The organism is Anaerolineales bacterium, assembly GCA_037382465.1.
In the GTDB taxonomy this organism is placed as follows: Bacteria; Chloroflexota; Anaerolineae; order Anaerolineales; family E44-bin32; genus WVZH01.
The window spans coordinates 1-21,896 of the sequence record JARRPX010000040.1 but is presented as its reverse complement, the minus strand read 5'-3'; the positions used below and the strand labels follow the sequence as shown (position 1 = coordinate 21,896).

The following is a 21,896-nucleotide window of genomic DNA, read 5'->3' as shown; positions in this document are numbered from 1 at the left end:
GCGTGAAGACTGTTGCCCCGCTAAGTCGCACTACGCTGCAAGACATACAAGAATGCATTCAACCCTCGAAAATAGAATCTACCTCCTTGCTAATGCTCTTTTCCAATTTTCGGCCAAATTCCTGTGGAATAGCCAAAACCGTATGGAACAGCGCCAATTACGTGTGAAAACCTACACAACCCTCAACACTCACTGAACCCGCACGAGTAGCACTTCCTGCAGCCTTCCTCGCGCACCAGAGTCCCCGCCCCGCACTCGGGACAGATGTCGCCGAAGTGGGCCATGTCCTTGTGGGCTTCCGGCGGCTGCTGAAGCTGCTGCACCTGCTCGGGCTCCACCTCGATCACCTCGCCGATTTCCTCGTCGGCCAGGAAGGCGGCCAGCGCCTGCGCCAGTCCGTCCGGCAGCGAAAGCACGCGGTTGGGCCCGAATCCCAGCGGACGCCCGCCGCCGATTCCGGCCATCTGGCGCACGACCTCGGACATGCGGTCGCGCGGCGACACCGGCGAGGCCACGCGCAAAATGTACGAAATCAAACGCCCGATGGCCTCCGAAACCGAGGCCGTCGCCGAACCGGCCTTGGCGGTGGTGATGAAGACCTCGAAGGGCTGGCCGTTGCCGTTGCGGTTGATGGTCACGAAGGCCTTGCCCAGCGGCGTGTGCATCTGGTACGTGGCGCCCTGCAGGCGCATGGGACGCGGCTTCTTGCCCTCCAACCACATGGTGAGCTGCTTCGCCTTGGCGGGCGCTTCCTTCCTGCTCGCCGTCTCCTTGGTCTCCAGCACGACCTTGCTGCGCGAGCCGGTGACGTACACGGTCAGGCCCTTGCAGTCCAGCTCCCAGGCGAGCATGTAGGCCTTGCGCACGTCGTCTTCCGTGGCGTCGGCGGGGAAGTTGATCGTCTTGCTCATGCTGTTGTCCACGAAGGCCTGCATGGCGGCCTGCATCTGCACGTGCTCCTCGGCCTGGATGTCCTGCGAGACGACGAACACCTCACGCACCGCCTGCGGCACGCTGTCGATTCCCTGGCACGTGCCGCGCTCGAGCACCTCGTCGATGATGGCCTGACGCTGCTCGACGTCGATGCCGGCTTCCACCAGCGCCCGTTCGAAGAGCGGGCTGGTGTAGGTCAGGCGCAGGTCCTCGCCGTTGTCCTCCACGTGGCGGTAGTAGGCCAGGGCGAAGACCGGCTCGCAGCCGTAGCCCTCGCAGCCGGCCACGGTGGCAATCGTACCCGTCGGCGCCACGGTGGTCTGCGCCGCGTTGCGGATGCCGTACTTGCCGATCATACTCCGCAGGTCGTCCCATTCCAACGCCGGCCGGCCGAAATCGCGCTGGTATTCCCGCAGCGGTTTGGGCGGCGCCCAGCGTAAATTATCCGGATCGTAGATGCTGCCGCGGATGGCGGGAAACGGGCTGCGCTCGCGCGCCAGTTCGACGCTGGCGCGCATGCACTCGTAGCGGATGAATTCCATCACCTGCGCCGAGAATTCCTGCGCCGCCTCCGAGCCGTAGCGCACGCCGGCGTGGTACATCAGGTCCCCCAGTCCCATGATGCCCAGTCCGATGCGCCTGGCGCGGTGGGCGGCTTCCTTCAACGCCGGAACGGCGGGTACGTAGGCGTTGGCCGTGACCACGTCGTCTAAAAAGCGCGTGGCCGTGACCACGCTGCGGCGCAGCTTGTCCCAATCGACCGCCTTCCCGGGGCCGCAGTGCTGGGCCAGGTTGATCGAGCCCAGGCAGCAGTTCTCGTAGCGCCCCAGCCACTGCTCGCCGCAGGGGTTGGTGGCTTCCAGATCGTAGAGGTGCGGCAGCGGATTGCTGCGGTTGGCCGCGCTGAGGAAGAGCATCCCCGGCTCGCCGTTGTGGTGCGCCTGGCGCACGATCTTGTCCATCAAATCGCGGGCGCGCACCGTCTTGTAGACCTTGAGCGGAATGCCGCGCCGCTCGGCCTGTTCCAGCGTGCCGTTGAAACCCTTGTACTCCTCCGAACACACGTCGGGGAAGCGCAGCGCCCAATCCTCGTCGTTCTTCACCGCTTCCATGAAGGCGTCGGTGATGCCCACGGAGATGTTGAAATTGGTGATGGCGCTCTCGTCCGTCTTGCAGGTGATGAATTCCTCGATGTCGGGGTGGTCGACGCGCAGCACGGCCATGTTGGCCCCGCGGCGCGTGCCGCCCTGGGCGATCACGTCGAAGGCCTGATCGAAGACCTTCAGGAACCCCACCGGGCCGGTCGCTTCGCCCGCCGAGGTGTTCACCAGCGAGCCTTTGGGGCGCAGGCGCGAGAACGCGAAACCGTTTCCCCCGCCGGTCTGCTGGATCAGGGCCGCGTCGCGCAGGCTCTGGAAAATCCCCTCGCGGTTCTTGCCCATGTCGTCGGCGATGGGCAGCACGAAACAGGCCGCCAACTGGCCCAGCGGCGTGCCCGCGCCGGTGAACGTGGGCGAATTGGGAAAGAAACGTTTGGAGGTCAACAGGTCGTAAAACTGCTCGGCGACCGTGTCCGCTTCGCCGCCCCACTCGCACTCCGCCAGGGCGACGTGGCTGGCCACGCGCCAGAACATCTGCTCGATGGTCTCGGTCGCTTCGCCGTTTTCGTCCCGGCGGATGTAGCGCTTCTCCAGGACCGTACGGGCGTTCTGCGAGAGTTCGACCGCCTTCAGATCGTCGGGTACGGGTGAGCGGGTGTAGGAGTTTCCTGAGTCCATGTGAACGTCGATCTCATGACCGGTTGTGTCTAACATCCCAATGCCTCCTGCCTCTGGTCGATCACGAAATCGCAGTCAAGATGCGAGATCTTGATTACGATGATGGTTGGTTCAGGCTTCCAGGAGAAGCCGGTCGATCTCGTCTCGTACGGCCTGTAAACCGTCCAACCTTAAATAAACGATGGCGTAGCGCACGTATGCAATCTGGTCCAGATCCTTCAAACCTGCGATCGCCAAATCCCCAATCACGCGTGACGAAATTTCCGCCTTGCCCATGCCCTGGATCGTCGATTCGATCTCACCCACAAGACGATCGATGTCCGCTGCAGACACGGGCCGCTTGGCACAAGCGATGCGAATCCCCCGGGCCAATTTCTCGCGATCGAAATCCTCTCGCGTGCCGTCTTGTTTTCGGACCAAGGGGGAGGCCAGAATGGCGCGTTCGTACGTGCTGAAGCGCTGGCCGCATTCCTGGCAAACGCGGCGTCTACGTATCCCCCCACGAGAATCGTGCGTCGTGTCGATCACTCGTGTCCTCTGGCTGCTGCAGTACGGGCAGCGCATGATTTTTACCTTTTGTAGACCAACTGTTCGGCGCCAGATGTTGGGCGGCAAACTTCTGGGCACCCGATATCTACGGGGTGAGAATGCAAATTGTACACGACCCGCGCCCCTGTTGCAAGCATTTCCGGCATGTTCAACCTTAAAAAATTTGGTACTGTGGTAATAGGTGCCGAACGACGCGGCAGATCGGCGCCGGGAGGAGGATTCCGACGCCAATCTGCGCGCGTTCGCGAACCCAGATCGACCGGGCGGCAAACGGTCGTTCTGGCGTTCTTGGACACGACCGTGTGAAACCGGAGGTCCGGTTCCATCACCGTCGGCGTAAAAAGGCAGGGATGTCGAGGTCGTTGACGTCGAAAACCGCTGGTTCGAACTCGTCTTCCAACGGCATTTCCTGGCCGTCCTTCGTCGTTTTCGCCTCCATGCGGCTCTTGGCGCGCGGGATCACGCGGCGGTGCATGGCGCGCGAGGTTTCGAACCCCGTGGCGATCACGGTCACGCGCAGTTCGTCGCCCATGTTGGGATCGATCACCGCACCGAAGATCAGGTTGACGTCCGGATGGGCCGTCTCCTTGATGATCGCCGCGGCCGTGTTCACCTCGAAGAGCGACAGGTCCGGCCCGCCGGTGACGTTGAAGAGAATGCCGCGGGCGCCGTCGATGGTGATGTCCAGCAGGTTGCTGGAGATCGCCTGCTCCGCAGCGGTGCGCGCCCGGTCCTCGCCCGAGGCTTTGCCGACGGCCATCAGGGCTGCGCCTCCCTCCGACATGATCGTGCGCACGTCGGCGAAGTCCAGGTTGATCAAACCCGGAATGGTGATCAGTTCGCTGATGCCCTGAATGCCCTGGCGCAGGACGTCGTCGGCGAGTTTGAAGGCGTCGTGCAGGCTGGCGCGTTTGTCGGCCAGTTGCAGCAGGCGGTCGTTGGGGATCACGATCAGGGTGTCCACGTGCTGCTTGAGCCTGTTGATCCCGGCCTCCGCCGTCTGGCGCCGCTTGGCGCCCTCGAAGGTGAAGGGCCGCGTGACCACGCCGATCGTCAATGCGCCGATTTCCTTGGCGATCTGGGCCACGATCGGGGCCGCACCGGTTCCGGTGCCGCCGCCGATGCCCGCAGCGATGAAGACCATGTCGGCGCCCTTGAGCACTTCGTAGAGCTCTTCGGCCGACTCCTCCGCCGCCTTCTGCCCCACGTCGGGGTTGCCTCCCGCGCCCAGGCCGCGCGTCAGCTTGTCGCCGATGCGCACGCGCGTGGGGGCGTTGGAAAGCAGCAGCGCCTGTGCGTCGGTGTTGACGGCCACGAATTCGATGCCCGCCAACCCTTCTTCGATCATGCGGTTGACGGCGTTGGACCCCCCGCCTCCGGTGCCGACAACCATGATCCGTGCAAATGATTCCACCTTAGGAACTGGTTGCATCTTTTCCTCCTCTGTGTTGAAATGTCGTGCCGCCTGCGTCCCGGAATGCGCTGCAGCGCCTCCGGCACAGGTCCGTGTGGTTTCCGTTATCCCGCAGGGAAATTTCCTTCCCCGCTTGGTGAAATGTCGCTCGATCCGTCATCCTTCGCCCTACCCCGGCAGCAGGCGCCGCAGGAAATCCGCAGCCCGGTTGACGCTCAACCGCGGCCAGTGGAATCCCGAGAAACCCTCGTAGCCGTATTCCTCGTCCAGCTCCTTGGCCCATTCCAGCAGCCCCACGCTGGCCGAGAAAGCCGGCGTGCGGATGCGGTCCACGAGCCCGCGCATGTTGGCCGGCTGGGCCGTGCGCACCGGCATCTGCAGCGTTTCGCTGGCCACTTCCTTGATGCCCGGCAGCAGACTTGTGCCGCCGGTGAGTACCATGCCGGCCGGCAGCAGGCCGTCGTAGCCGCTGCGTTTGATTTCCTGGCGCACCAGGCTGAAGATCTCCTCGACGCGCGGCTCGATGATCGAGGCCAGGTCGGAGCGTTTGATCTGCACCGGATTTTCCTCGCCGAAGGGACGCACCGTGAAGGACTGCGTCGCATCGACCAGGCGCACGCAGGCGTGTCCCTGGCGCACCTTGACCGACTCGGCCGTTTCCGGCGGCAGGTGCAGCCCCTGGGAAATGTCGCTGGTGAGGTGCTCCCCGCCCACGGGGATCACCGCCGTGTGCCAGGCGGCGCCTTCGATGGTGATGGCGATGTCCGCCGTGCCGCCGCCCAGGTCGCAGACGACGACGCCCATTTCTTCTTCCGTCTCCGTGAGCACCACGTTCGCCGCAGCCAGCGAGCCCAGCACCCAGCCGTCGACGGCCACGCCCGCGGCTTCGACGCACTTCTCCATGTTGCGCAGCGCCGTCGCCCCGGCGGTGACGATGTGGGCTTCGACTTCGAGCCGGTAGCCGTGCATGCCCAGCGCAGACTTGATCCCGTCCTGGCCGTCGACGACGAAACCGCGCGGCACCACGTGGATGATGTTGCGGTTGTAGGGAACGGCGATGGAGCGCGCCGCTTCCAGCGCCCGGTTGACGTCGTCGTAGCTGATCACGCGCCCGCTGACTCCGGACATGCCCCGGCTGTTCAACGAGGAGATCTGCTGCCCGGAGATGCTCACCAGCGCCGAAGAGATTTCGTATCCCGAGCTGCGCTCGGCCTTGTCCTTCGAAGCCTGGATGGCGCGGGCCACGCCCTCGAGGCTGACCACGCCGCCCTTGCGCATGCCCTGCGAGGGCACGATGCCCACGCCGATCACGCGCAGTTGGCGGTCGGCGTTTAAATGCCCGACGAGCGTACAAACCTTCGTGGTTCCTACGTCGATGCCCACGTAAATCGGGTCGCCCGGTGCGATCAGATTGGACACGAGGTCAGCGCTCCACCTTGTAATACGGCGCGGCTTGATTTTCCACGTTCACCAGCGCCACGGAAATTCCCTGTCCGGCGATCTTCTCGGCGAGGGCGCGGTAGACGCGCACCTTCATCGCCATGTCGCCGCCCACGCCGAAGACCACTTTCCATCCGCGCGGGTCTTCGAAACCAAATCCGTACTGCGGGTCGTACTGCAGCACGCCCACGTCCTGCAATTCGCGGCTGAGCACGAGCGCGTTCTGGATCACTTCCGGCGCCATCGCCGGAGTCAGCGCCTCTTCGCTGATGCGCAGCACCGGCTGCTCCGTCTCGACGCGGACCAGGTCGTCGTTCGCGCCGTGGGGGATGAACGCCAGCCCGTCCAGACTCAGCCACCAGGTCCGTCCGGCGTCGTTCCAGGCCAGCGCCGGCGTGCGCTCGTCGATGGCCACGTCGATCTCGTTCGGCAGATGCAGACGCACCTCGGCAGAGACGATCTCCGGATGCCCTTCCAACTGCTCGCGGATCACGTCGGGATCGATGGAGAAGATGCCTTCGCCGGCGAAATCGACCAGCGACTGGATCTGCGCCGTGGTGAGCAGTCGATTTCCGTCGACGTTCAACGACCGCACCAGGAAACGATCCGCGGAGAGAAATTCGCCCAGGAACCAGGCCATCAGGAGCAGCAGCATCGCCGAGAACAGGCGCGGCCCCACACGAACTGCGGGCAGCGCCGGGAGCTGCATCTCGGTGCCCTGCTGCGGCTGGAGCTGCACGTCGTAGCGGCGGCGCGGCTGCTTTCGCCGGTGCGGCCGCTTCTTCAGCACTTCACGCGGCGCAGGTTCGATCGTGCGCTCCACCCGGGCGCGGCGTGCCCGCACGTTGTCCGCACGCGTGCGTAGGCTCTCGATGGACCGTTCGCCAAGCGTCATTCCCCGACCTCGTAACTGCGCACCAATTTATCCTTCTGCGCCTGCCGTTCGAAGGCCAATTCGATCAGGCGGTCCAACAATTTCGGATACGACAAGCCGCTCGCTTCCCACAGCTTGGGATACATGCTGATCTTGGTGAAGCCCGGGATGGTGTTGATCTCGTTCATGTACAGGCGTCCGTCGTTCTTGTCCAGCAGGAAATCCGCGCGCCCCATGCCGGCCCCGTCGATGGCCTTGAACGCTGCGATGGCCAGCCGCTGCGCTTCCCCGACCAGGCCGTCCTCGATCGGCGCCGGGATGAGCAAATCCGAGGTGTCGTCGATGTACTTCGCCCGGTAGGAATAGAATTCATCGCCGGGTACCACCTCGCCGGGCACCGAAGCCTCCGGGTCCTCGTTCCCCAAAACGCTGATCTCGATCTCGCGCGCCTCGATGCCGGCTTCCACCAGAATGCGGCGGTCGTAGCGCGCCGCGTCCATGATGCCTTCCATCAAATCCGAGCGGCCGCGGCACTTGCTCACGCCCACCGACGAGCCCATGTTCGCCGGCTTGGCGAACATCGGATAGGGCAGGAGTGATTCCAGGCGGTCCAACTCCGCCTGCATTTCGCGCTCCAACTGCGTCGAGAGGACGATCGTCCAATCCAGGACCGGAATGCCGTTGGCGCGCATCACGTGCTTGAAGAGATCCTTGTCCATAGCCACGGCGGAGGCCAGCACCCCGGTACCCACGTAGGGCACGTCAGCCATCTCCAGCAGCCCCTGCAGCGTGCCGTCCTCGCCGTAGGTCCCGTGCAGCACCGGAAAAACGGCGTCCAGATCGGTCAGGCGCTGCAGCGCCTCGCCTTCCCGCCAACGGTAGAGCCCGCGCAGGCCCGGTTCCGCAGGCAGCATCACGTTGACCAGCTCATCCTGCCGGCCCTCTTGAAAGGCCTTCAGCACGTGGTCCCCGGAAAGCCAGCGGCCCGATTTCGTGATCCCGATGGGTACGATTTCGTACTTGCTTCGATCCAGGGCGGACATGACGGACTTCGCCGACATCAACGAGACTTCGTGTTCGCCGGAGCGTCCGCCAAACATCACGCCCAAACGCAGTTTGCCGCTCAAAGTGCGCCTCCGTTGGTCAACTGCGCCGACTCGCTTTCCATCGTCTGCCAATCCCCGAGCAGTTCCACCTCGAGTTCGAGCTCGACGTCGAACTGCTGCGCCACGCGATTGCGGGCCGCGTCGATCAATCCCTTCACGTCCGCCGCCGTCGCTTCGCCGAGGTTGATGAAGAAATTGGCGTGCACCTCGCTGATCTGTGCGCCGCCGACTCGAAATCCTTTCAGCCCGCAGGCTTCGATCAGGCGTCCGGCGTAATCCCCGGGCGGGTTCTTGAACATGGAGCCCATGCTCGCCCCGGGAGGCTGCGTCGTTCGCCGCTGCTCGCTGAATTCCTGCATCTTCGCCTTCGTCTCCTCGACCGTCGATAGCCTCAGCCGCAGAGTCGCTGCCAGAACGACGGCCTCGCCCGGATGGCGTTTCAACCAGCTGTCGCGGTAGGCAAATTCCAGCCGCTCGGGCGGCCACGATTCTGCGCCCTTTCTGCGTTGCAAGATTTCGGCCAGTTCCAGATTGCCGGCGATGTCCCCGCCGTGGGCGCCGGCGTTGCCCACCACGGCGCCGCCCAGCGTACCGGGCACCGTGGCGGCCCATTCCAGACCCGACCAGCCGCGCTCCACCGCGCGCCGGGCGACGCTGCCCAGGCCCACGCCGGATTCGGCGCGCAGGCGTGGACCTTCCGGGGACTCCCAGAAACGCACGCCGCGCGCCTGATTCAGCACCACGATCCCCCGGATCCCCGCGTCGGCGACGAGCACGTTCGAGCCGCCGCCGAGGATGCGGAAGGGGAGCTTGAGCTCCCACAGCGTCTCGGCGATCATCGCCAGACGCTCGGCGGAACCCGCGGTCAGGAGTACGTCCGCAGGGCCGCCGATTCGCGCCGCCGTGTAGCGAGCCAGGGGCACATTCTCTTCGATGCTGCCGAATGTGCGCCGCAGCTGCTCGAGGCGCGCCGGGGGTAGACGGCGATCGCTCAAAGACTGCGTACCTTGGCGATCACGCGCTTCACCGTTTTCTGCTCCGGCAGCGCCAGCAAGGGCAGCGTGGCGGGATCCACGGGCTCGTTCTGGCGCAAGTTCTTGATCGCTACGCGCATGCGCAGCTCCATACGGCGATCATTGTCGAAAACGTTCCGTTTGCGTTCAGACATGATCTTTGCCTCCTTCTGTCAGACCTTGTAGTACACGATAACCAACTCGATTTCCGTCTCCAGCACTCAATGTCAGGACCAGGGAACCCCCTTTCACGCGCTCGAGCAGATAATCTGCGGCAGCCTCGAGGCGGGGTATGTATCTCACGTCCGGATGCTCGATCGTTTCCACGAGCGTGCGGCTGTCGATGGAGCCGTCCGCCTGCTCGCGCGAAGCGAAAATGTCGGTCACGATCAGATGATCGCAGTCGTCGAATGCGTGCGCGAAATCGGGCAGCAGCGCCCGGATGCGGGAGAACGTGTGCGGCTGGTAGACCGCCCAGATCTCCGCGTCGGGAAACTGCTGGCGCGCCCCGCGCAGCGTGGCCTTGATCTCCGTGGGATGGTGGGCGTAGTCGTCCACGACCGTCACGCCGGCCGCCTCGCCGATGATTTCGAAGCGGCGCCCGACGCCCAGGAATTCGGTCAGCGTCTCGCGCATGTCCTTGAAATCCAGTCCCAGATGATCGCCCACGATCAGCGCCGCCAGCGCGTTGAGCACGTTGTGCGGGCCGGGCAGGCGGGTGCGCATCAATCCCAGCGTTTCCCCGCGGCGCAGCACCAGAAAATCGGACCCGCCGACGGCGTTGGAGCGAATCTCCTCGGCGTACCAATCTGCGTCCGCATTCAGTCCGTATCGAACGCATTCGATCGCCGGAAGCGGCAGGGAGTCTGCGCCGGGGTCGTCCTTGCAGACCACGATCAAGTCCTGGACGCGGGATGCGAATTCGGCAAACGCCCGGCGGAACGATTCGAACGTCGGGTAGCAATCCGGATGATCGTGTTCAACGTTGGTGATCACGGCGATCGCCGGTTCGAGGCCCAGAAACATGCGGTCGTATTCGTCCGCTTCGATCACGAAGTAATCTCCACCGCCGGCCCGGGCGTTGGCGTCGAAATTGGACAGCGTCCCGCCGACGATGAAGCTGGGATCCATTTCGGCCTGCGTGAGCAGCCAGGCGATCAATCCGGTGGTGGTCGTTTTCCCGTGCGTGCCGGCGACGGCGATGGTCTTCTGGCCCGCGGTGAGATCGCCCAGGAACTCCGACCGGCGCAGCACGGGGATGCCCGCCGAGCGGGCGGCCTGCAGTTCGACGTTGTCATCCGGCACGGCGGAGGAGGCCACGACCAGATCTGCGCCCTCCACGTTCTCGGCGCGATGTTCGTAGCGGATGGGAACGCCGAGCGCTTCCAGCGCTTCTGCATAAATGGAACGCGTGCGGTCCGAACCCGTCACCACGTCTCCTCTCTGCTTCAACACCCGGGCGATGGCCGACAATCCTGTGCCTCCGATTCCCACCAAATGCACGTGACGACTCATACGAAAACCACGATGATGAACACGAAAACGACGCCGACGACGAAATAAATGTGCGGGATGGGAACCAGGCTGGGCGGCAGCAGCGCCATGAAATCCTGCACCCGCGCCTGAAAAGCGGGGTCCGCCGGCATCGTCACCAACGTCGTGTTGTCGTACCCCATTTGATCCAGGAAGTACCACAGCGACCCGAAGAGCAGATAGCCGTTCAGCGCGCCCATGACCAGCCCCAAGAGAATGTCCTGCAGGCGCTCGCGCACCAGCTTCGGCTGCAGGGCGCGAATGTGAGGCGTCTGGTAGCCGAAGAAGGCCATGATCACCAGCAGGATGGCGCGGATGACGAAACGCGTCGTCGGCGGCTGCATCATCAGCGCCGTGTTGTAGGGCTGGACGTGGGTCTCCAGGATCTGGATGATGAACAGCGCCAGGACGATGGCGCTGGTCACCAGCAGTTCCTTCGCCCAACCGCGCATGGCGCCGATCACGGCGAACATGGCCACCAGCATCCCGAACACCACGAAAAGGCTAAGCACGCCTGCCCCCTTCGCCCAACTGCAGCAGTTCGTTCGCTATCGACTGCGCCGCACCGGGAGCGGCCAGTTTCTTCATCGCCGCCCGCATTTCGGCGAGCCGCTGGGGGTCGTCGAGCAAATCCAAAATCGCCGGCAGCAGCCGCTCGGGCAGCGCATCGTCGGGGAGCATGAGCGCCCCGCCGGCATCGACGAGATATTCGGCGTTCACCTTCTGATAGCGCCAGGCATACGGATAGGGAACCAGTATCGCCGGAAGCCCGAGCAGCGGGTATTCTCCGATCGTCGCCGCACCGGCGCGCGAGACGACAAGATCCGCGGCAGCCAGCGCAAGCGGCATCTCGTCGTGCAGGTAGGCATAAACGCGGTAGCCCTCCCGCAGTTGCGGCGGCAGGGAACCCACCACCCCTTCCACCCGCGGCCAGTCCAGTTGGCCCGTGATGTGCACAACGGCCAGACGTTCGAGCAGTTCGGGCAAACAGGCCCACAGGGCTTCGTTGATCGAACGTGCGCCGCGGCTGCCGCCGAACACGAGCAGCACTTTCTTTTGTCCGGCCAACCCCATCTGATGGCGGGCCTTTGCCCGCTCGAGATTGACCAGTGCGGCGCGCGTGGGATATCCCGTGACCACAACGCGCTTTCCCTTCAGGTAGTAGGCCAGCGACTTCTGCGTCGAAACCATGATCAGCTGCGCCATCCTGGCGATCATGCGCAGCGCCAGGGCCGGCTCGATGTCGGGTACGAAGACCGCCTTCGGCACACCCCTCGCCGCCAGGGCCACCGGAACGCCCACGAAACCGCCGGTGAAGAAAGCCACGTCGGGGTTAAAATCGCGCACGATGCGGCGCGCCGCAGGCACGCCGCGCACGAGACGGGCCAGATTGCCCGGCAGGGCGCGCAAACCGACACCGTGCACACCCGCAGCCGGAACGGCCTTGAATTCCTGACCCGCTCGGCTCAACAAGGAAGCCTCCATTCCGCCTTCGCTTCCGACCCAGAGCACTTCAGCTTGCTTTCCGAGTGCGTCGACTACGGCCAATGCGGGATACACGCCGCCGCCTGTCCCGCCCGCCGATACCAATAGTCGCAACGTTGTCTCGCTCCTCTTCACGCCGGGATGCCCTGCGGGATACGTTGATCAGCAGACCAACCCCCGCCAGGGTGGTAACCAGACTCGAGCCGCCGAAGCTGAAAAATGGAAGTGCGTTGCCGGCGAAGGGCAGCAATCCCAACAAGACGGACATGTTGATCACCGCCTCGATGCCAATCCAGAATGTCACCCCGCTGACCAGCAGCATTTCCAGCTTTGTCACGGCGTTCAGGCCCAATCGAAAACCGCGCCAGAGGAAGAGACAGAACAGCACCAGAACGACGATGGCGCCGATCAATCCCAGTTCCTCGCCGACGATGGCGAAAATGCTGTCGGTGTGCGGGGCGGGCAGGAACCCGAATTTGCCCCGGCTGGCGCCGAGCCCTCGGCCGAAGATCCCGCCCGAATAGAACGACTGCAGGGACTGCTGCACGTGGTAGGAGGCTTTCTCCAAGTCCACCAGACCCCCCACGTATTTGTTCCAACGGTCCTGTCCGACCTGGGAGACCCGCACGAGCACGAAGGCCAGCGCGCCGCCGCCGATGCCCATGGCGAGAATCTGGCGCATGTCGGCGCCGGCGAGGTAGAACATGACCACGGCGACGATCACCACGGTGAAGCCGGCGCTCAAGTCGGGCTGCAGCAGGATCAGGCCGCCCACCAGCCCGACGATCATGATCAGGGGCGCCAGCCCGTAGCCGGTCAGGGAGAGACGCTCTCCCTTCGATTCCATCCACACGGCCAGATAGATGATCAACGCCAGTTTGGCCATCTCGGACGGCTGCACCGAGCCGCCGAGAAACGCGCGCTTGTGTTCCGCACCCAGGTTGACCAGCAGCACCAGAAAGAGCATCAGTACGGTCGCGGCGATCAACGGCAGGGCGTACTTGCGGATCCATTTCATGGGAATGAAGGACGCAATAACCATGGCGATCAGTCCCACGGCGAGATTGCGCACCTGCTGCTCGAAGATGGCGTACGGGTCGCCTTCCAGTCGCCAGGACACGTCCCAACTGGATGAGTACACCATCACCAGGCCGAAGGCGATCAACGCCGCGACGAGCACGAAGAGCCAGGGATCGAATCCGATCCCGAAGCGCTTGCGCAGCGGCGACTCCTGAAAGGCATCCTGTGTAATCACACGTTGTGTCACAGCGAATTCACCAGTTCCCGGAATTTTTCACCGCGTTCGGTGAAATCCTTGAAAGCGTCGTAGCTCGTGCCGCCCGGCGCGAGCAGGACGACGTCACCCGCAGCGGCGACTCGCGCGGCGGCCGCAACCGCCTGCTCCAGGTCGCCGCAGATTTCCACCTGCACCTTGCAATCCCCGCCGCGCTGCTTCTCGACGGCCGCGGCGATCTTCTCCACCGCCTCCCCGAAGAGGATCAGATGGCGCACGCGCTTGCAGACCAGCCGTGCGTACGCATCCCAGGACAGGTCCTTGTCCCGTCCGCCGGACAGCAAGACCAGGGGCTCGTCGAACGAACGTATGGCGGCGATGGCGCGTTCCGGCGCCGTGGCGATCGAATCGTTGTACCAATCCACCCCGGCGACGCGCCGCACGAACTCCAGGCGATGTTCGACGCCCTTGAATCCGCGCACCCCGGTCTGCATGGCCTGCGGTGATATGCCGGCCGCAGCGGCGATGGCGCAGGCTGCGATCACGTTCAGCAGGTTGTGCGCCCCGCGCAGCTCCACGATCCCGGCCGGGCACAAGGCCGTATCCCGGCCATCGAGGCGCAGGCGAATCGTGTCTCCTGCCAGGTAGGCGCCGTCACCTTGCGGAGGGTTCCAGCCGAAACTGATCAAGCGCCCCCGCACCTGATCGCGCAGCGACCAGGCGATTTCGTCGTCGCGGCCCAACACCGCCCGGTCGTTCCCGGTTTGGTGCTGCAGGATGTGCGCTTTCGCCGCCGTGTACGCCGCCATCGTTTTATGCCGGTCGAGATGGTTGGGCGTCACGTTCAAGATCGCGGCGATCTGCGGGCTGACGTCCATCAATTCCAATTGGAACGACGACAGCTCCATTACCACGAGATCTTTAGATTTCATCTGCGGCAGATCGTTCAACAGCGGTCTGCCGATGTTGCCACCCACCCAGACTTTCCTTTCCCGATCCCGAAATTCGGCGGAGGCCATCCGCCCCACGAGCGTCGTCGTGGTCGTTTTACCGGCCGAACCGGTTATACCGATAACAGTAGCAGGGCAGTTTTCGATGAAAAGTTGCGCATCGTTGGATAGTGGGATACCCTGCTCTCGAGCCTGCTGTGCCAGCGGCAGATCCGCGGGTACACCCCCGGAAAGGCACAGCAGGTTCGCCGCATTCAGCAACGTGGGCGGATGGCCTCCTAACTCGAAATCCACCGGGAGGTTGCGAAATTCTTCCGTTGCATGCTTCAGCGCTTCGGCCGGCATACGATCACTCACCACGACGTTTGCTCCACGTTCCACAAAATAACGGACCAACGCTTTTCCTTGTCTCGCCAATCCAAGCACGACGACTCGCTTTCCGGTCCAATCCTGCTGTCGACCTTTCGAGGACCGGATTCGATCTTCACGATCGTCCGACGTCACCGGTACGCCATTCAGGCAGCTTGCCGTTGCCTCGGCGTAGAGCGGTTGCCCTCGTCCACGCCAATCCAGTAGTGATCCGGCATGACGTTGCGCGCCTTGCGCACCTTGACGCCGGCCATGACGCCCTCACCGCCGTTCAGCGTGGCGGGGTTCACCAGGCACAACGTTGGCCTGCGGCCGTACTTCTCGGTGTAGAACGTCACCGCGCGCTGGATCTTTGCGGACGTCGAAACCGATTCGTCGTCAAACCAGAGCATTCCGATATCCATGGTCCTTCTCCTTTACACCAGGGCGAAAGCGACTCCGATCATGCCGGCCAGCAACGCGATGAGCCAGAAACGCTGCACGATCTGAGTCTCACTCCAACCGCTCAATTCGAAATGAAAATGCAGCGGCGCCATACGGAACAACCGCCGCCCTTTTGTTAATTTGAAGTACAGCACCTGCAGTGCGACGCTGATCGTCTCGCTGGTGGGAATGACGCAGATGATCGGGTAGAGGATCCAATGGCCGGTCATCAGGGCGACCACGCCCAGCGTGCCGCCCAGGGCCAGGGCCCCGGTGTCGCCCATGAATAGTTCTGCGGGATAGGCGTTGTACCAGAGGAAGGCGAACAGCGCGCCGACCATGGTGAAGCAGAAACGCACCAGGAAAACCTGCCCCTGCATCATGGCGATCGCCCCGAAGCAGGCGAAAGCGGTGGCGGAGATCATTCCCGCCAGCCCATCCAGCCCGTCCGTCAGGTTGATCGCGTTGGTCGAGGAGACGATGATGAACATCGCCACCGGCACGTACCAGATCCCCAGGTCGATGTTTTCGGGGATGTTGGGAAGCACCATCTCGGGCGGCTGCAGGCCGTATTTGAGCACCAATGCGGCGCCCAGCGCGATCAGCACTTGCAGCAGGAATTTGTAGCGACCGCGGATGCCCTCGCCGCGCTTCTCTCCGCGCAGACTCAACCAATCGTCCACGGCGCCCAATACCGCGAACGCCAGGAGCACGATCAGGGGCAGCAGGATCGAGTTGCCCAACACGTTCAACTCACCGATGAGCGAGACCAGGTTCAAGACCCCGGTGATCACCACGACGGGGATGATGAACAACCAGCCGCCCATCGTCGGTGTGCCCAGCTTGGTAAAGTGGCGCTGCGGACCTTCGATGCGGATCTGTTCTCCGATACGCAGCATGCGCATGATGCGAATGAGAGGTCCGCCCCAGATCACGGCGAGCAAAAAGGTGATTCCGCCCAGCGGCAGTGCAAATGCGATCTGGTTCATTCCCTCTCCTCTAGAGCGCTTACGATCTTGTCCATGCGCAGTCCGTGCGAACCCTTCACCAGAACCACGTCCCCTTCTCCGATGCGATCGCGCAGATATTCGGTGGCCTCATCGCTGTTTGCAAGCAAATGGATACGATCGGCGTCCAGACCCGCTTGCCGGGCCTCGTCTGCGATCCATTTCGCCCGCTCGCCGACGGCGATCAACTCGTCCACGACCTGCGCCGCCCGTGCGCCCACCATGCGGTGGCCGCGCTCCTCGAAGTCGCCCAATTCGAGCATGTCGCCCAGAACGGCGATGCGCCTGCCTTCCAATTCGGACAGCAGATTCAAGGCGGCGATCACGGAAGGCGGTGCGGCGTTGTAGGTGTCGTCGAGCAGCAGGGAACCATGCGGACCCTGCACGGCGACCAATCGCAACTGGCTGTTTTCGCTTTTCAGACCGTTGACGATTTCCTCCCAGCTCAAGCCCTGGACCAGCCCCACGGACGTCGCCCGCAGCGCGGTGTGCACCGAGTGGCGCCCCAGCAGCGGGACGCGGACGTGATAGGCGCGGCCCTGGTAGTGCAGCACGAAGCGCACCCCTTCGAGACCCAAACCCTGGACTTCGTCGGCCCACAAGTCCGCTTCCGGAGACAGGCCGTAGTAAAACACCCGCGCCCGGGTGTGTTCGGACATGCTCCGCACCAGCGGATCGTCGTAATTCAGGATCGCCGTGCCTTCCGGCGCCGCCGGCAGGCTCTCCACCAGCTCGGTTTTGCCCCGCACGATCGCTTCCATCGTCTTTGCGCGTTCCAGATGCACTTCACTGACGTTGGTGACCACACCCACCTGCGGACGGGCGATTTCGCAAAGCAGGGCGATCTCCCCCGGGACGTAAAATCCCATCTCGAAGACGGCTTGTTCGTGTTCTTCCGTCAGCGAGAGCATGCTCAACGGAAGCCCGATTTCGTTGTTCAGGTTTCCGGGATTGCGGAAGGTGCAGAAACGCTGTTCGAGAACCTCGGCGGTCAGCTCCTTGGTGGTCGATTTGCCGACGCTGCCGGTGACACCGATCACCTGCGGCGACAACATCGAGCGCCAATGCCGCGCGATCTGCTGCAGCGCCTCCAGCGAGCTTTTCACCCACAGGCAAAGCGGAAACTCCAGCGTAGCCAGGTCCGCTGCGGAAACCTCATTCCGCAGATCGAGGAGCGCATGTTCGCCTTCCACCTGGCGTTCGATCAGGGCCAGGATCGCGCCGGAGCGGAACGCCGCCGTGACGTAATCGTGTCCGTCGGTGTTTTCGCCGGCCAGAGCGACGAACAGGGATCCGGGCGAAGCCTCCCGAGAATCGATCACGCCCTGCGTGATTTCCTGCGGCGCAGCGACGTGCTCGTGGCCCGTGAGTGCCTCAAGTACTTCCCCTACGGTCAACATCGAAACCCCTCTGCCTCAGCCGCTTTCCTGATACACAGAACCTGGCGGAATGCCCATCATCACCACCAGGCGCTCGACGATCTGGCGAAATACCGGCGCCGCAACCACCGAACCCCAGGGAGAACTCTTGGGTTTGTCGAATCGGATGAGCACGATGAAACGCGGCGCTTCCACGGGTCCCCAGCCGATGTAGGAGGCGATGGTCAAATCCGGATCGTAGCCCTGATCTCCGGGAATCTGCGCCGTGCCGGTTTTGCCGGCCAGCGTGTATCCGGAAACTGCCGCCCGCCGCCCTTCCCCTTCCGACGATACGAGCAGCATCGTCGTGATTGTCTCTGCGGTCTCTGCAGAGATCGGGCTGCCGAGCACCGTCGGTTGGGGCCAATATACGTTTTCCGGTCCGGCGACCGCACGCACGATGTGCGGCTGCATCATCACGCCCCGGTTGGGAACGGCGGCGATCGCCGTGATCAACTGCAACGGCGTCACGGAGACGCCCTGGCCGAAAGCGTTCGTTCCCAGATCGGATTCGGTCCAATCGGGGTGGCGCGGGGTGCGAAGACTGCCCGCCACTTCACCCTCGAGATCGACGCCGGTCAATTGGCCGATGCCGAAGTCCTTGAGATATTGATAGAACAGGGGCGCCTCGAGTTTTTCCGAGGCGACGTACGCCAGGCAGACGTTCAGGGAGTGCTGCATGCACTCGGTCATCGTGCGCGGTCCCCAGGCTGTGCCGTCCCAGTTTTTGATCGGATGGCCGCCCACCTCGATCACGCCGGTGTCTACGAAAATGTCGTCCGGGGTCACCAGACCGGCGTCCAACGCGGCGGACATGGTGAGCACCTTGAAGGTCGAGCCGGGCTCGTAAACGCCGGCGACGAGCGGGTCGATCACCGGCTCTTCTTGCGCTTCTGCCTTTTCGGCGTCCGGATCCGGGTTTACATTCGCTTCCGCGTCGGATTCGGAGGCGGCTTCCGCTTCCGCCTGCGGTTCCGCCAGCACCCATTCCCAACCGGCTTTCTCCTCGTCCGGCAGCCATTCTTCGTAATTGGCCGGGTCCAGCGCCGGCTGGATGACCATCGCCAGCAGCTCGCCGTTGCGCGGGTCCATCACGATGGCGTAGGCGCTCTCCGCGCCGCTGCTCTCCATCGCTTCCCGCATAATGGCGTCGACCATCTGCTGAATGTCCAAATCGATGGTGAGCACCAGGTTTACGCCGGTGGGAGCATCCGGCTGCGGGCGGGCATCCAGGGGAATCGATCCATGCTCCACGACGACGGGGTCACCCACGAGCCAATCGTCGTAGAATCCCTCGACGCCGAAATAACCCTTGCCCTTCTGGTTGACGAACCCGACCACGTGGCCGGCGAGTTTTCCGGAAGGATAGGTGCGGCTCGGCGCCGGCACCAGGGCGAGCCCGCTGAGATCGGGCGCCTCCGGGTCGCCGAGGAATCCGTTCAGCATGTCGGCCACAGGTTGATCGATCGTGATCGGCCAGGGCTGTCCGCCCTGAATCTCGCGCGTGAGCCGAATGCGGACCTGGCCTTCGGTGAGCCAATCCCGGACCAACTGCTGAAAGATGTCTTCATAAGGCAGCACCAACGAACGCGAGAGCACCGCCGCGATCTGCTTCTTGCTCTCCGGCGTGAGCTGACGCACCTCCACTTCCAGGTAGTACATCGGCACGTTCGAAGCCAGGATGCGTCCATCGCGATCGTAGATCACGCCGCGGGAGGGGTCGAGTTCGTCTTTACGTTCCAGGGCGAACGACTCTCGCGCGGCGAAAGCAGGCGCGTAAGGGCCGAACTGCACGCGGATTAACTGAACGAACATGGCGACGCCGAGGACGGCCATGACGATGAGAATCATGCGGATGCGGCGTTTGGAGGAGGCATAGGCCGTCATGGTTCTGCTCCGCTGCCCAAACCGAGGCGCCGATACAGCCAGGCCCCGAGGGTTTCGGTGTATGCCGGGGAGAGAGATCCCTCGCCCACGCCGGAGGGACTCGAGGGCTGCGGCGCGACGAACGGCTCGGGCTCCTCATAGCCTTCCACGATGATGTATTGCACCTGATCCGGGCCCACCGGCTTGAATCCCAGCGCCAGGGCGCGTTCGACCATGCGCTCCGGGGAGTTCAACTCCGCCAGGGTCGCGGTGAGTTCCGCCTGCTGCCGGGCTAAATTGCTGCGTTCTTCCTCCAAATCAAGAACCTCGCGTCCGGCTTTCGTCAGTCGTGCGCTGATGGCCAGATACATCCCGCCCACGATCAACAGGCCGATTAAAGGAAGCAGGGAACCGCCCGTGAAGCGCAACTGCAGCCGCCACGGCGCTTGTTTGTAGGCTTGAATCGTTCTGCGTTTCACAACTCATCCCTCTGACACCGGTCTTCCTTTTAATCTGCATATTTCATGCCACATCGAGCCGCTCGGCTACACGCAAACGGGCGCTGCGAGCGCGCGGATTGGCTTGAACTTCCGCTTCCTGCGCCTGGATCGGCCGCTGCGTAAGCAGACGCAGCTGCGCTTTGTGCCCACAGGTGCACATCGGCCGCTCGGGCGGACAGATGCAGTCCTTGCTTTCCTGACGCAAGAAATGCTTGACCACTCGATCCTCCAACGAATGGAACGAAATCACGGCCAATCTGCCGCCGCCCGCCAGCAGCGAAACCGCCTGTTCCAGCCCGATCTCCAGTGTGCGCAGCTCGTCGTTCACGGCGATGCGCAGCGCTTGAAAGGTCAGGGTCGCCGGATGGATGCCGCTGCGGGTACGTTTCACCACCGAAGCGGCGACGTCGGCCAGTTCTGTGGTCGTCGTCAGCGGCCGGGCGGCGATGATCGCTGCGGCGATCTTGCGCGCCTGCCGCTCCTCTCCGTAGCGGGCGAGCAGATCCGCCAGGTCGCGCTCCGGCAGACCGTTGACCAGATCTGCCGCGGTCACGGGTTGGGACGGATCGAAGCGCATGTCCAGTGGACCTTCCTTTTGAAAGGAGAAGCCGCGCCGGGCATCGTCAAGCTGCATCGACGACAAACCCAAATCCAACAGGACGCCCTGCACGCGCTTCCAGCGTACAGCGGCCGTACGGTCGACCATCTCGGCGAAAGAGCTCTGCCGCAGGATCGCCCGTTTACCAAAGGGTTTGAGGCGTCGACGCGCCAGCGCAATGGCGGCGGGATCGCGATCCAGGCCCAAGAGCTCCCCATCCGGATGCGATGCTTCCAACACGCCCTGGGCGTGCCCACCGGCGCCGACCGTCCCATCGATATAGCGTGCTCCCGCTCGCGGTTCGAGGGCAGCGAGCACTTCCTGGTAAAGTACGGGGGTATGTGAACTGGCGTCGGATTCATCCATGACCGCCGCCGTCCTCTACCCCGTTGATAGATCGAAATTCGTGAACCGCTGCGCGTTAACGTCCGGGTCGACCACGCTGGTCAACTCAGCTTCCCATATCTGTTGGTCCCAGATCTCGAAATACTCTCCGGCACCCACCAGCACGGCGTCGTTTTCCAGGCGCGCATATTCGCGCAGGAAGGGCGGGATGAGGATACGGCCGGTCGAATCGAGGCCGACGTCGGAAGCGCGGCCGAAGATCACTCGGCGTACGGCGCGCGCTTCGGGATCCGTAGTGGTTAAGGAAGACGCGCTCGAAGCGAGCCTTTGGAAGCTTTCTGTGGTATAAACCATGAGGTTTCGTTCGTAGCCTTGGGTGACTACGGCGCCAGACGAGAGCGAATCGCGGAAACGCACCGGGATGGTAATCCGGCCTTTGTCGTCGATAGTGTGGGTGAACTGGCCCAGAAACATGTCTCGGTATGTCCCTTAGATGCTCAGATGTTGAGCTGAGCGTTCCCCCCACTTGCTCCCACTCTGGCCCACAAGCTCCCACAGTATACAGATTTTCTCCCACCAATGCAACCCGCAAATGGTCAGAAAGGTCTGCCTAGGACCTTTTTCCTATGCGTATAACCTAATTTTTGGGAATTTCGTGGAATCTTCCGTTGGATGCGGATGAAATTCCGCAGCCAGCAGCCGGAGTCGCTGCCAACGGTATTTTCTCCGGCTGGCGGATTTCAATCCGCAGATCTTCGAGATCGAGGTCAAGCTGGGAAAAAGAAAGGCCCGCACTATGAATGATTCGATCCTCAAAGGAAAAACTGGCAGAACCACATCTGCCGAACACCGGCTGCGGATAAACGTCCGCTAACAGCGTCCTATGCAAAGACCCCGGAGTCAAACCCCGGGGTCACGCTCGTAGGTCAGCCTGTAAGCCGCGTTCTGTCCGGTGGCGGCTGCGGTTTACGGAACGAATCCTTCTTCCCGCCGCGTCCCACCTGGGCGATCATCTATCTAGACCTCCCGTCACCGGGAGGCTCGAGCGACCGACCCGGAGC

General features: G+C 63.3%; 20 protein-coding genes. All 20 read right to left on the bottom strand.

The window, feature by feature from the left end:
• Positions 1 to 182 precede the first annotated feature (182 nt).
• The 20 genes from P8Z34_11285 to mraZ all read right to left on the bottom strand — a co-directional run bounded on the left by P8Z34_11285 (position 183) and on the right by mraZ (position 21,309).
• Complete coding sequence (locus P8Z34_11285) at positions 183 to 2,747, bottom strand: adenosylcobalamin-dependent ribonucleoside-diphosphate reductase (protein MEJ2551255.1); 2,565 nt, start codon at positions 2,745 to 2,747, stop codon at positions 183 to 185.
• Between the two features lie 75 nt (positions 2,748 to 2,822).
• A complete protein-coding gene (gene nrdR / locus P8Z34_11280; protein ID MEJ2551254.1) occupies positions 2,823 to 3,275 on the bottom strand; it encodes a transcriptional regulator NrdR in 453 nt (150 codons plus the stop codon).
• A 310-nt stretch (positions 3,276 to 3,585) separates the two neighbouring features.
• Positions 3,586 to 4,692 (bottom strand): cell division protein FtsZ, encoded by a 1,107-nt coding sequence (gene ftsZ / locus P8Z34_11275; protein MEJ2551253.1) that lies wholly within the window; start codon positions 4,690 to 4,692, stop codon positions 3,586 to 3,588.
• A 150-nt stretch (positions 4,693 to 4,842) separates the two neighbouring features.
• The gene (ftsA, locus tag P8Z34_11270) at positions 4,843 to 6,093 is read right to left on the bottom strand and encodes a cell division protein FtsA (protein ID MEJ2551252.1); all 1,251 of its coding nucleotides are present in this window, start codon (positions 6,091 to 6,093) and stop codon (positions 4,843 to 4,845) included.
• 4 nt (positions 6,094 to 6,097) lie between these two features.
• The gene (locus P8Z34_11265; protein MEJ2551251.1) at positions 6,098 to 7,009 is read right to left on the bottom strand and encodes an FtsQ-type POTRA domain-containing protein; all 912 of its coding nucleotides are present in this window, start codon (positions 7,007 to 7,009) and stop codon (positions 6,098 to 6,100) included.
• A complete protein-coding gene (locus tag P8Z34_11260; protein ID MEJ2551250.1) occupies positions 7,006 to 8,115 on the bottom strand; it encodes a D-alanine--D-alanine ligase in 1,110 nt (369 codons plus the stop codon). Before P8Z34_11260 ends, P8Z34_11265 begins: the two co-directional genes overlap by 4 nt.
• Entirely contained in the window at positions 8,112 to 9,089 is a 978-nt protein-coding gene (murB, locus tag P8Z34_11255) for a UDP-N-acetylmuramate dehydrogenase (protein MEJ2551249.1), read from the bottom strand. The genes P8Z34_11260 and murB overlap by 4 nt, the downstream gene beginning before the upstream one ends.
• Positions 9,086 to 9,262: a hypothetical protein gene (locus P8Z34_11250; protein MEJ2551248.1), complete on the bottom strand. Its 177-nt coding sequence runs from the start codon at positions 9,260 to 9,262 to the stop codon at positions 9,086 to 9,088. Before P8Z34_11250 ends, murB begins: the two co-directional genes overlap by 4 nt.
• Entirely contained in the window at positions 9,255 to 10,622 is a 1,368-nt protein-coding gene (gene murC / locus P8Z34_11245) for a UDP-N-acetylmuramate--L-alanine ligase (GenBank protein MEJ2551247.1), read from the bottom strand. Before murC ends, P8Z34_11250 begins: the two co-directional genes overlap by 8 nt.
• Positions 10,619 to 11,152 carry a CvpA family protein gene (locus tag P8Z34_11240; protein MEJ2551246.1) on the bottom strand — a complete coding sequence of 178 codons (534 nt, stop codon included), beginning with the start codon at positions 11,150 to 11,152 and terminating at the stop codon, positions 10,619 to 10,621. Before P8Z34_11240 ends, murC begins: the two co-directional genes overlap by 4 nt.
• Positions 11,145 to 12,239, bottom strand: a complete 1,095-nt coding sequence (murG, locus tag P8Z34_11235; protein MEJ2551245.1) for an undecaprenyldiphospho-muramoylpentapeptide beta-N-acetylglucosaminyltransferase — start codon at positions 12,237 to 12,239, stop codon at positions 11,145 to 11,147. Before murG ends, P8Z34_11240 begins: the two co-directional genes overlap by 8 nt.
• Positions 12,154 to 13,392, bottom strand: a complete 1,239-nt coding sequence (locus P8Z34_11230; protein ID MEJ2551244.1) for a putative peptidoglycan glycosyltransferase FtsW — start codon at positions 13,390 to 13,392, stop codon at positions 12,154 to 12,156. Before P8Z34_11230 ends, murG begins: the two co-directional genes overlap by 86 nt.
• A complete protein-coding gene (gene murD / locus P8Z34_11225; GenBank protein ID MEJ2551243.1) occupies positions 13,389 to 14,813 on the bottom strand; it encodes a UDP-N-acetylmuramoyl-L-alanine--D-glutamate ligase in 1,425 nt (474 codons plus the stop codon). The genes P8Z34_11230 and murD overlap by 4 nt, the downstream gene beginning before the upstream one ends.
• An 11-nt stretch (positions 14,814 to 14,824) precedes the next feature.
• Positions 14,825 to 15,082 (bottom strand): hypothetical protein, encoded by a 258-nt coding sequence (locus P8Z34_11220; GenBank protein MEJ2551242.1) that lies wholly within the window; start codon positions 15,080 to 15,082, stop codon positions 14,825 to 14,827.
• 12 nt (positions 15,083 to 15,094) lie between these two features.
• A complete protein-coding gene (gene mraY, locus P8Z34_11215; GenBank protein MEJ2551241.1) occupies positions 15,095 to 16,090 on the bottom strand; it encodes a phospho-N-acetylmuramoyl-pentapeptide-transferase in 996 nt (331 codons plus the stop codon).
• A complete protein-coding gene (gene murF, locus P8Z34_11210) occupies positions 16,087 to 17,508 on the bottom strand; it encodes a UDP-N-acetylmuramoyl-tripeptide--D-alanyl-D-alanine ligase (protein MEJ2551240.1) in 1,422 nt (473 codons plus the stop codon). Before murF ends, mraY begins: the two co-directional genes overlap by 4 nt.
• A 15-nt stretch (positions 17,509 to 17,523) precedes the next feature.
• Positions 17,524 to 19,413 (bottom strand): penicillin-binding protein 2, encoded by a 1,890-nt coding sequence (locus P8Z34_11205; protein ID MEJ2551239.1) that lies wholly within the window; start codon positions 19,411 to 19,413, stop codon positions 17,524 to 17,526.
• Positions 19,410 to 19,871, bottom strand: coding sequence for a hypothetical protein (locus P8Z34_11200; GenBank protein ID MEJ2551238.1), 462 nt, complete (start codon positions 19,869 to 19,871; stop codon positions 19,410 to 19,412). Before P8Z34_11200 ends, P8Z34_11205 begins: the two co-directional genes overlap by 4 nt.
• Before the next feature lie 43 nt (positions 19,872 to 19,914).
• On the bottom strand, positions 19,915 to 20,856 hold the full coding sequence (gene rsmH, locus P8Z34_11195; GenBank protein MEJ2551237.1) for a 16S rRNA (cytosine(1402)-N(4))-methyltransferase RsmH: 942 nt from the start codon (positions 20,854 to 20,856) through the stop codon (positions 19,915 to 19,917).
• A 15-nt stretch (positions 20,857 to 20,871) separates the two neighbouring features.
• Positions 20,872 to 21,309, bottom strand: coding sequence for a division/cell wall cluster transcriptional repressor MraZ (gene mraZ / locus P8Z34_11190; protein ID MEJ2551236.1), 438 nt, complete (start codon positions 21,307 to 21,309; stop codon positions 20,872 to 20,874).
• Positions 21,310 to 21,896 lie beyond the last annotated feature (587 nt).

What these genes read in the sequence shown, in the direction of transcription:
- P8Z34_11285 (MEJ2551255.1), bottom strand. Translation starts at nt 2,747, where the DNA reads ATGTTAGACACAACCGGTCATGAGATCGACGTTCACATGGACTCAGGA.
- murC (MEJ2551247.1), bottom strand. Translation starts at nt 10,622, where the DNA reads ATGAGTCGTCACGTGCATTTGGTGGGAATCGGAGGCACAGGATTGTCG.
- P8Z34_11205 (MEJ2551239.1), bottom strand. Translation starts at nt 19,413, where the DNA reads ATGACGGCCTATGCCTCCTCCAAACGCCGCATCCGCATGATTCTCATC.
- P8Z34_11220 (MEJ2551242.1), bottom strand. Translation starts at nt 15,082, where the DNA reads ATGGATATCGGAATGCTCTGGTTTGACGACGAATCGGTTTCGACGTCC.
- P8Z34_11265 (MEJ2551251.1), bottom strand. Translation starts at nt 7,009, where the DNA reads ATGACGCTTGGCGAACGGTCCATCGAGAGCCTACGCACGCGTGCGGAC.
- rsmH (MEJ2551237.1), bottom strand. Translation starts at nt 20,856, where the DNA reads ATGGATGAATCCGACGCCAGTTCACATACCCCCGTACTTTACCAGGAA.
- mraY (MEJ2551241.1), bottom strand. Translation starts at nt 16,090, where the DNA reads ATGAACCAGATCGCATTTGCACTGCCGCTGGGCGGAATCACCTTTTTG.
- murF (MEJ2551240.1), bottom strand. Translation starts at nt 17,508, where the DNA reads ATGTTGACCGTAGGGGAAGTACTTGAGGCACTCACGGGCCACGAGCAC.
- P8Z34_11250 (MEJ2551248.1), bottom strand. Translation starts at nt 9,262, where the DNA reads ATGTCTGAACGCAAACGGAACGTTTTCGACAATGATCGCCGTATGGAG.
- ftsZ (MEJ2551253.1), bottom strand. Translation starts at nt 4,692, where the DNA reads ATGCAACCAGTTCCTAAGGTGGAATCATTTGCACGGATCATGGTTGTC.
- mraZ (MEJ2551236.1), bottom strand. Translation starts at nt 21,309, where the DNA reads ATGTTTCTGGGCCAGTTCACCCACACTATCGACGACAAAGGCCGGATT.
- nrdR (MEJ2551254.1), bottom strand. Translation starts at nt 3,275, where the DNA reads ATGCGCTGCCCGTACTGCAGCAGCCAGAGGACACGAGTGATCGACACG.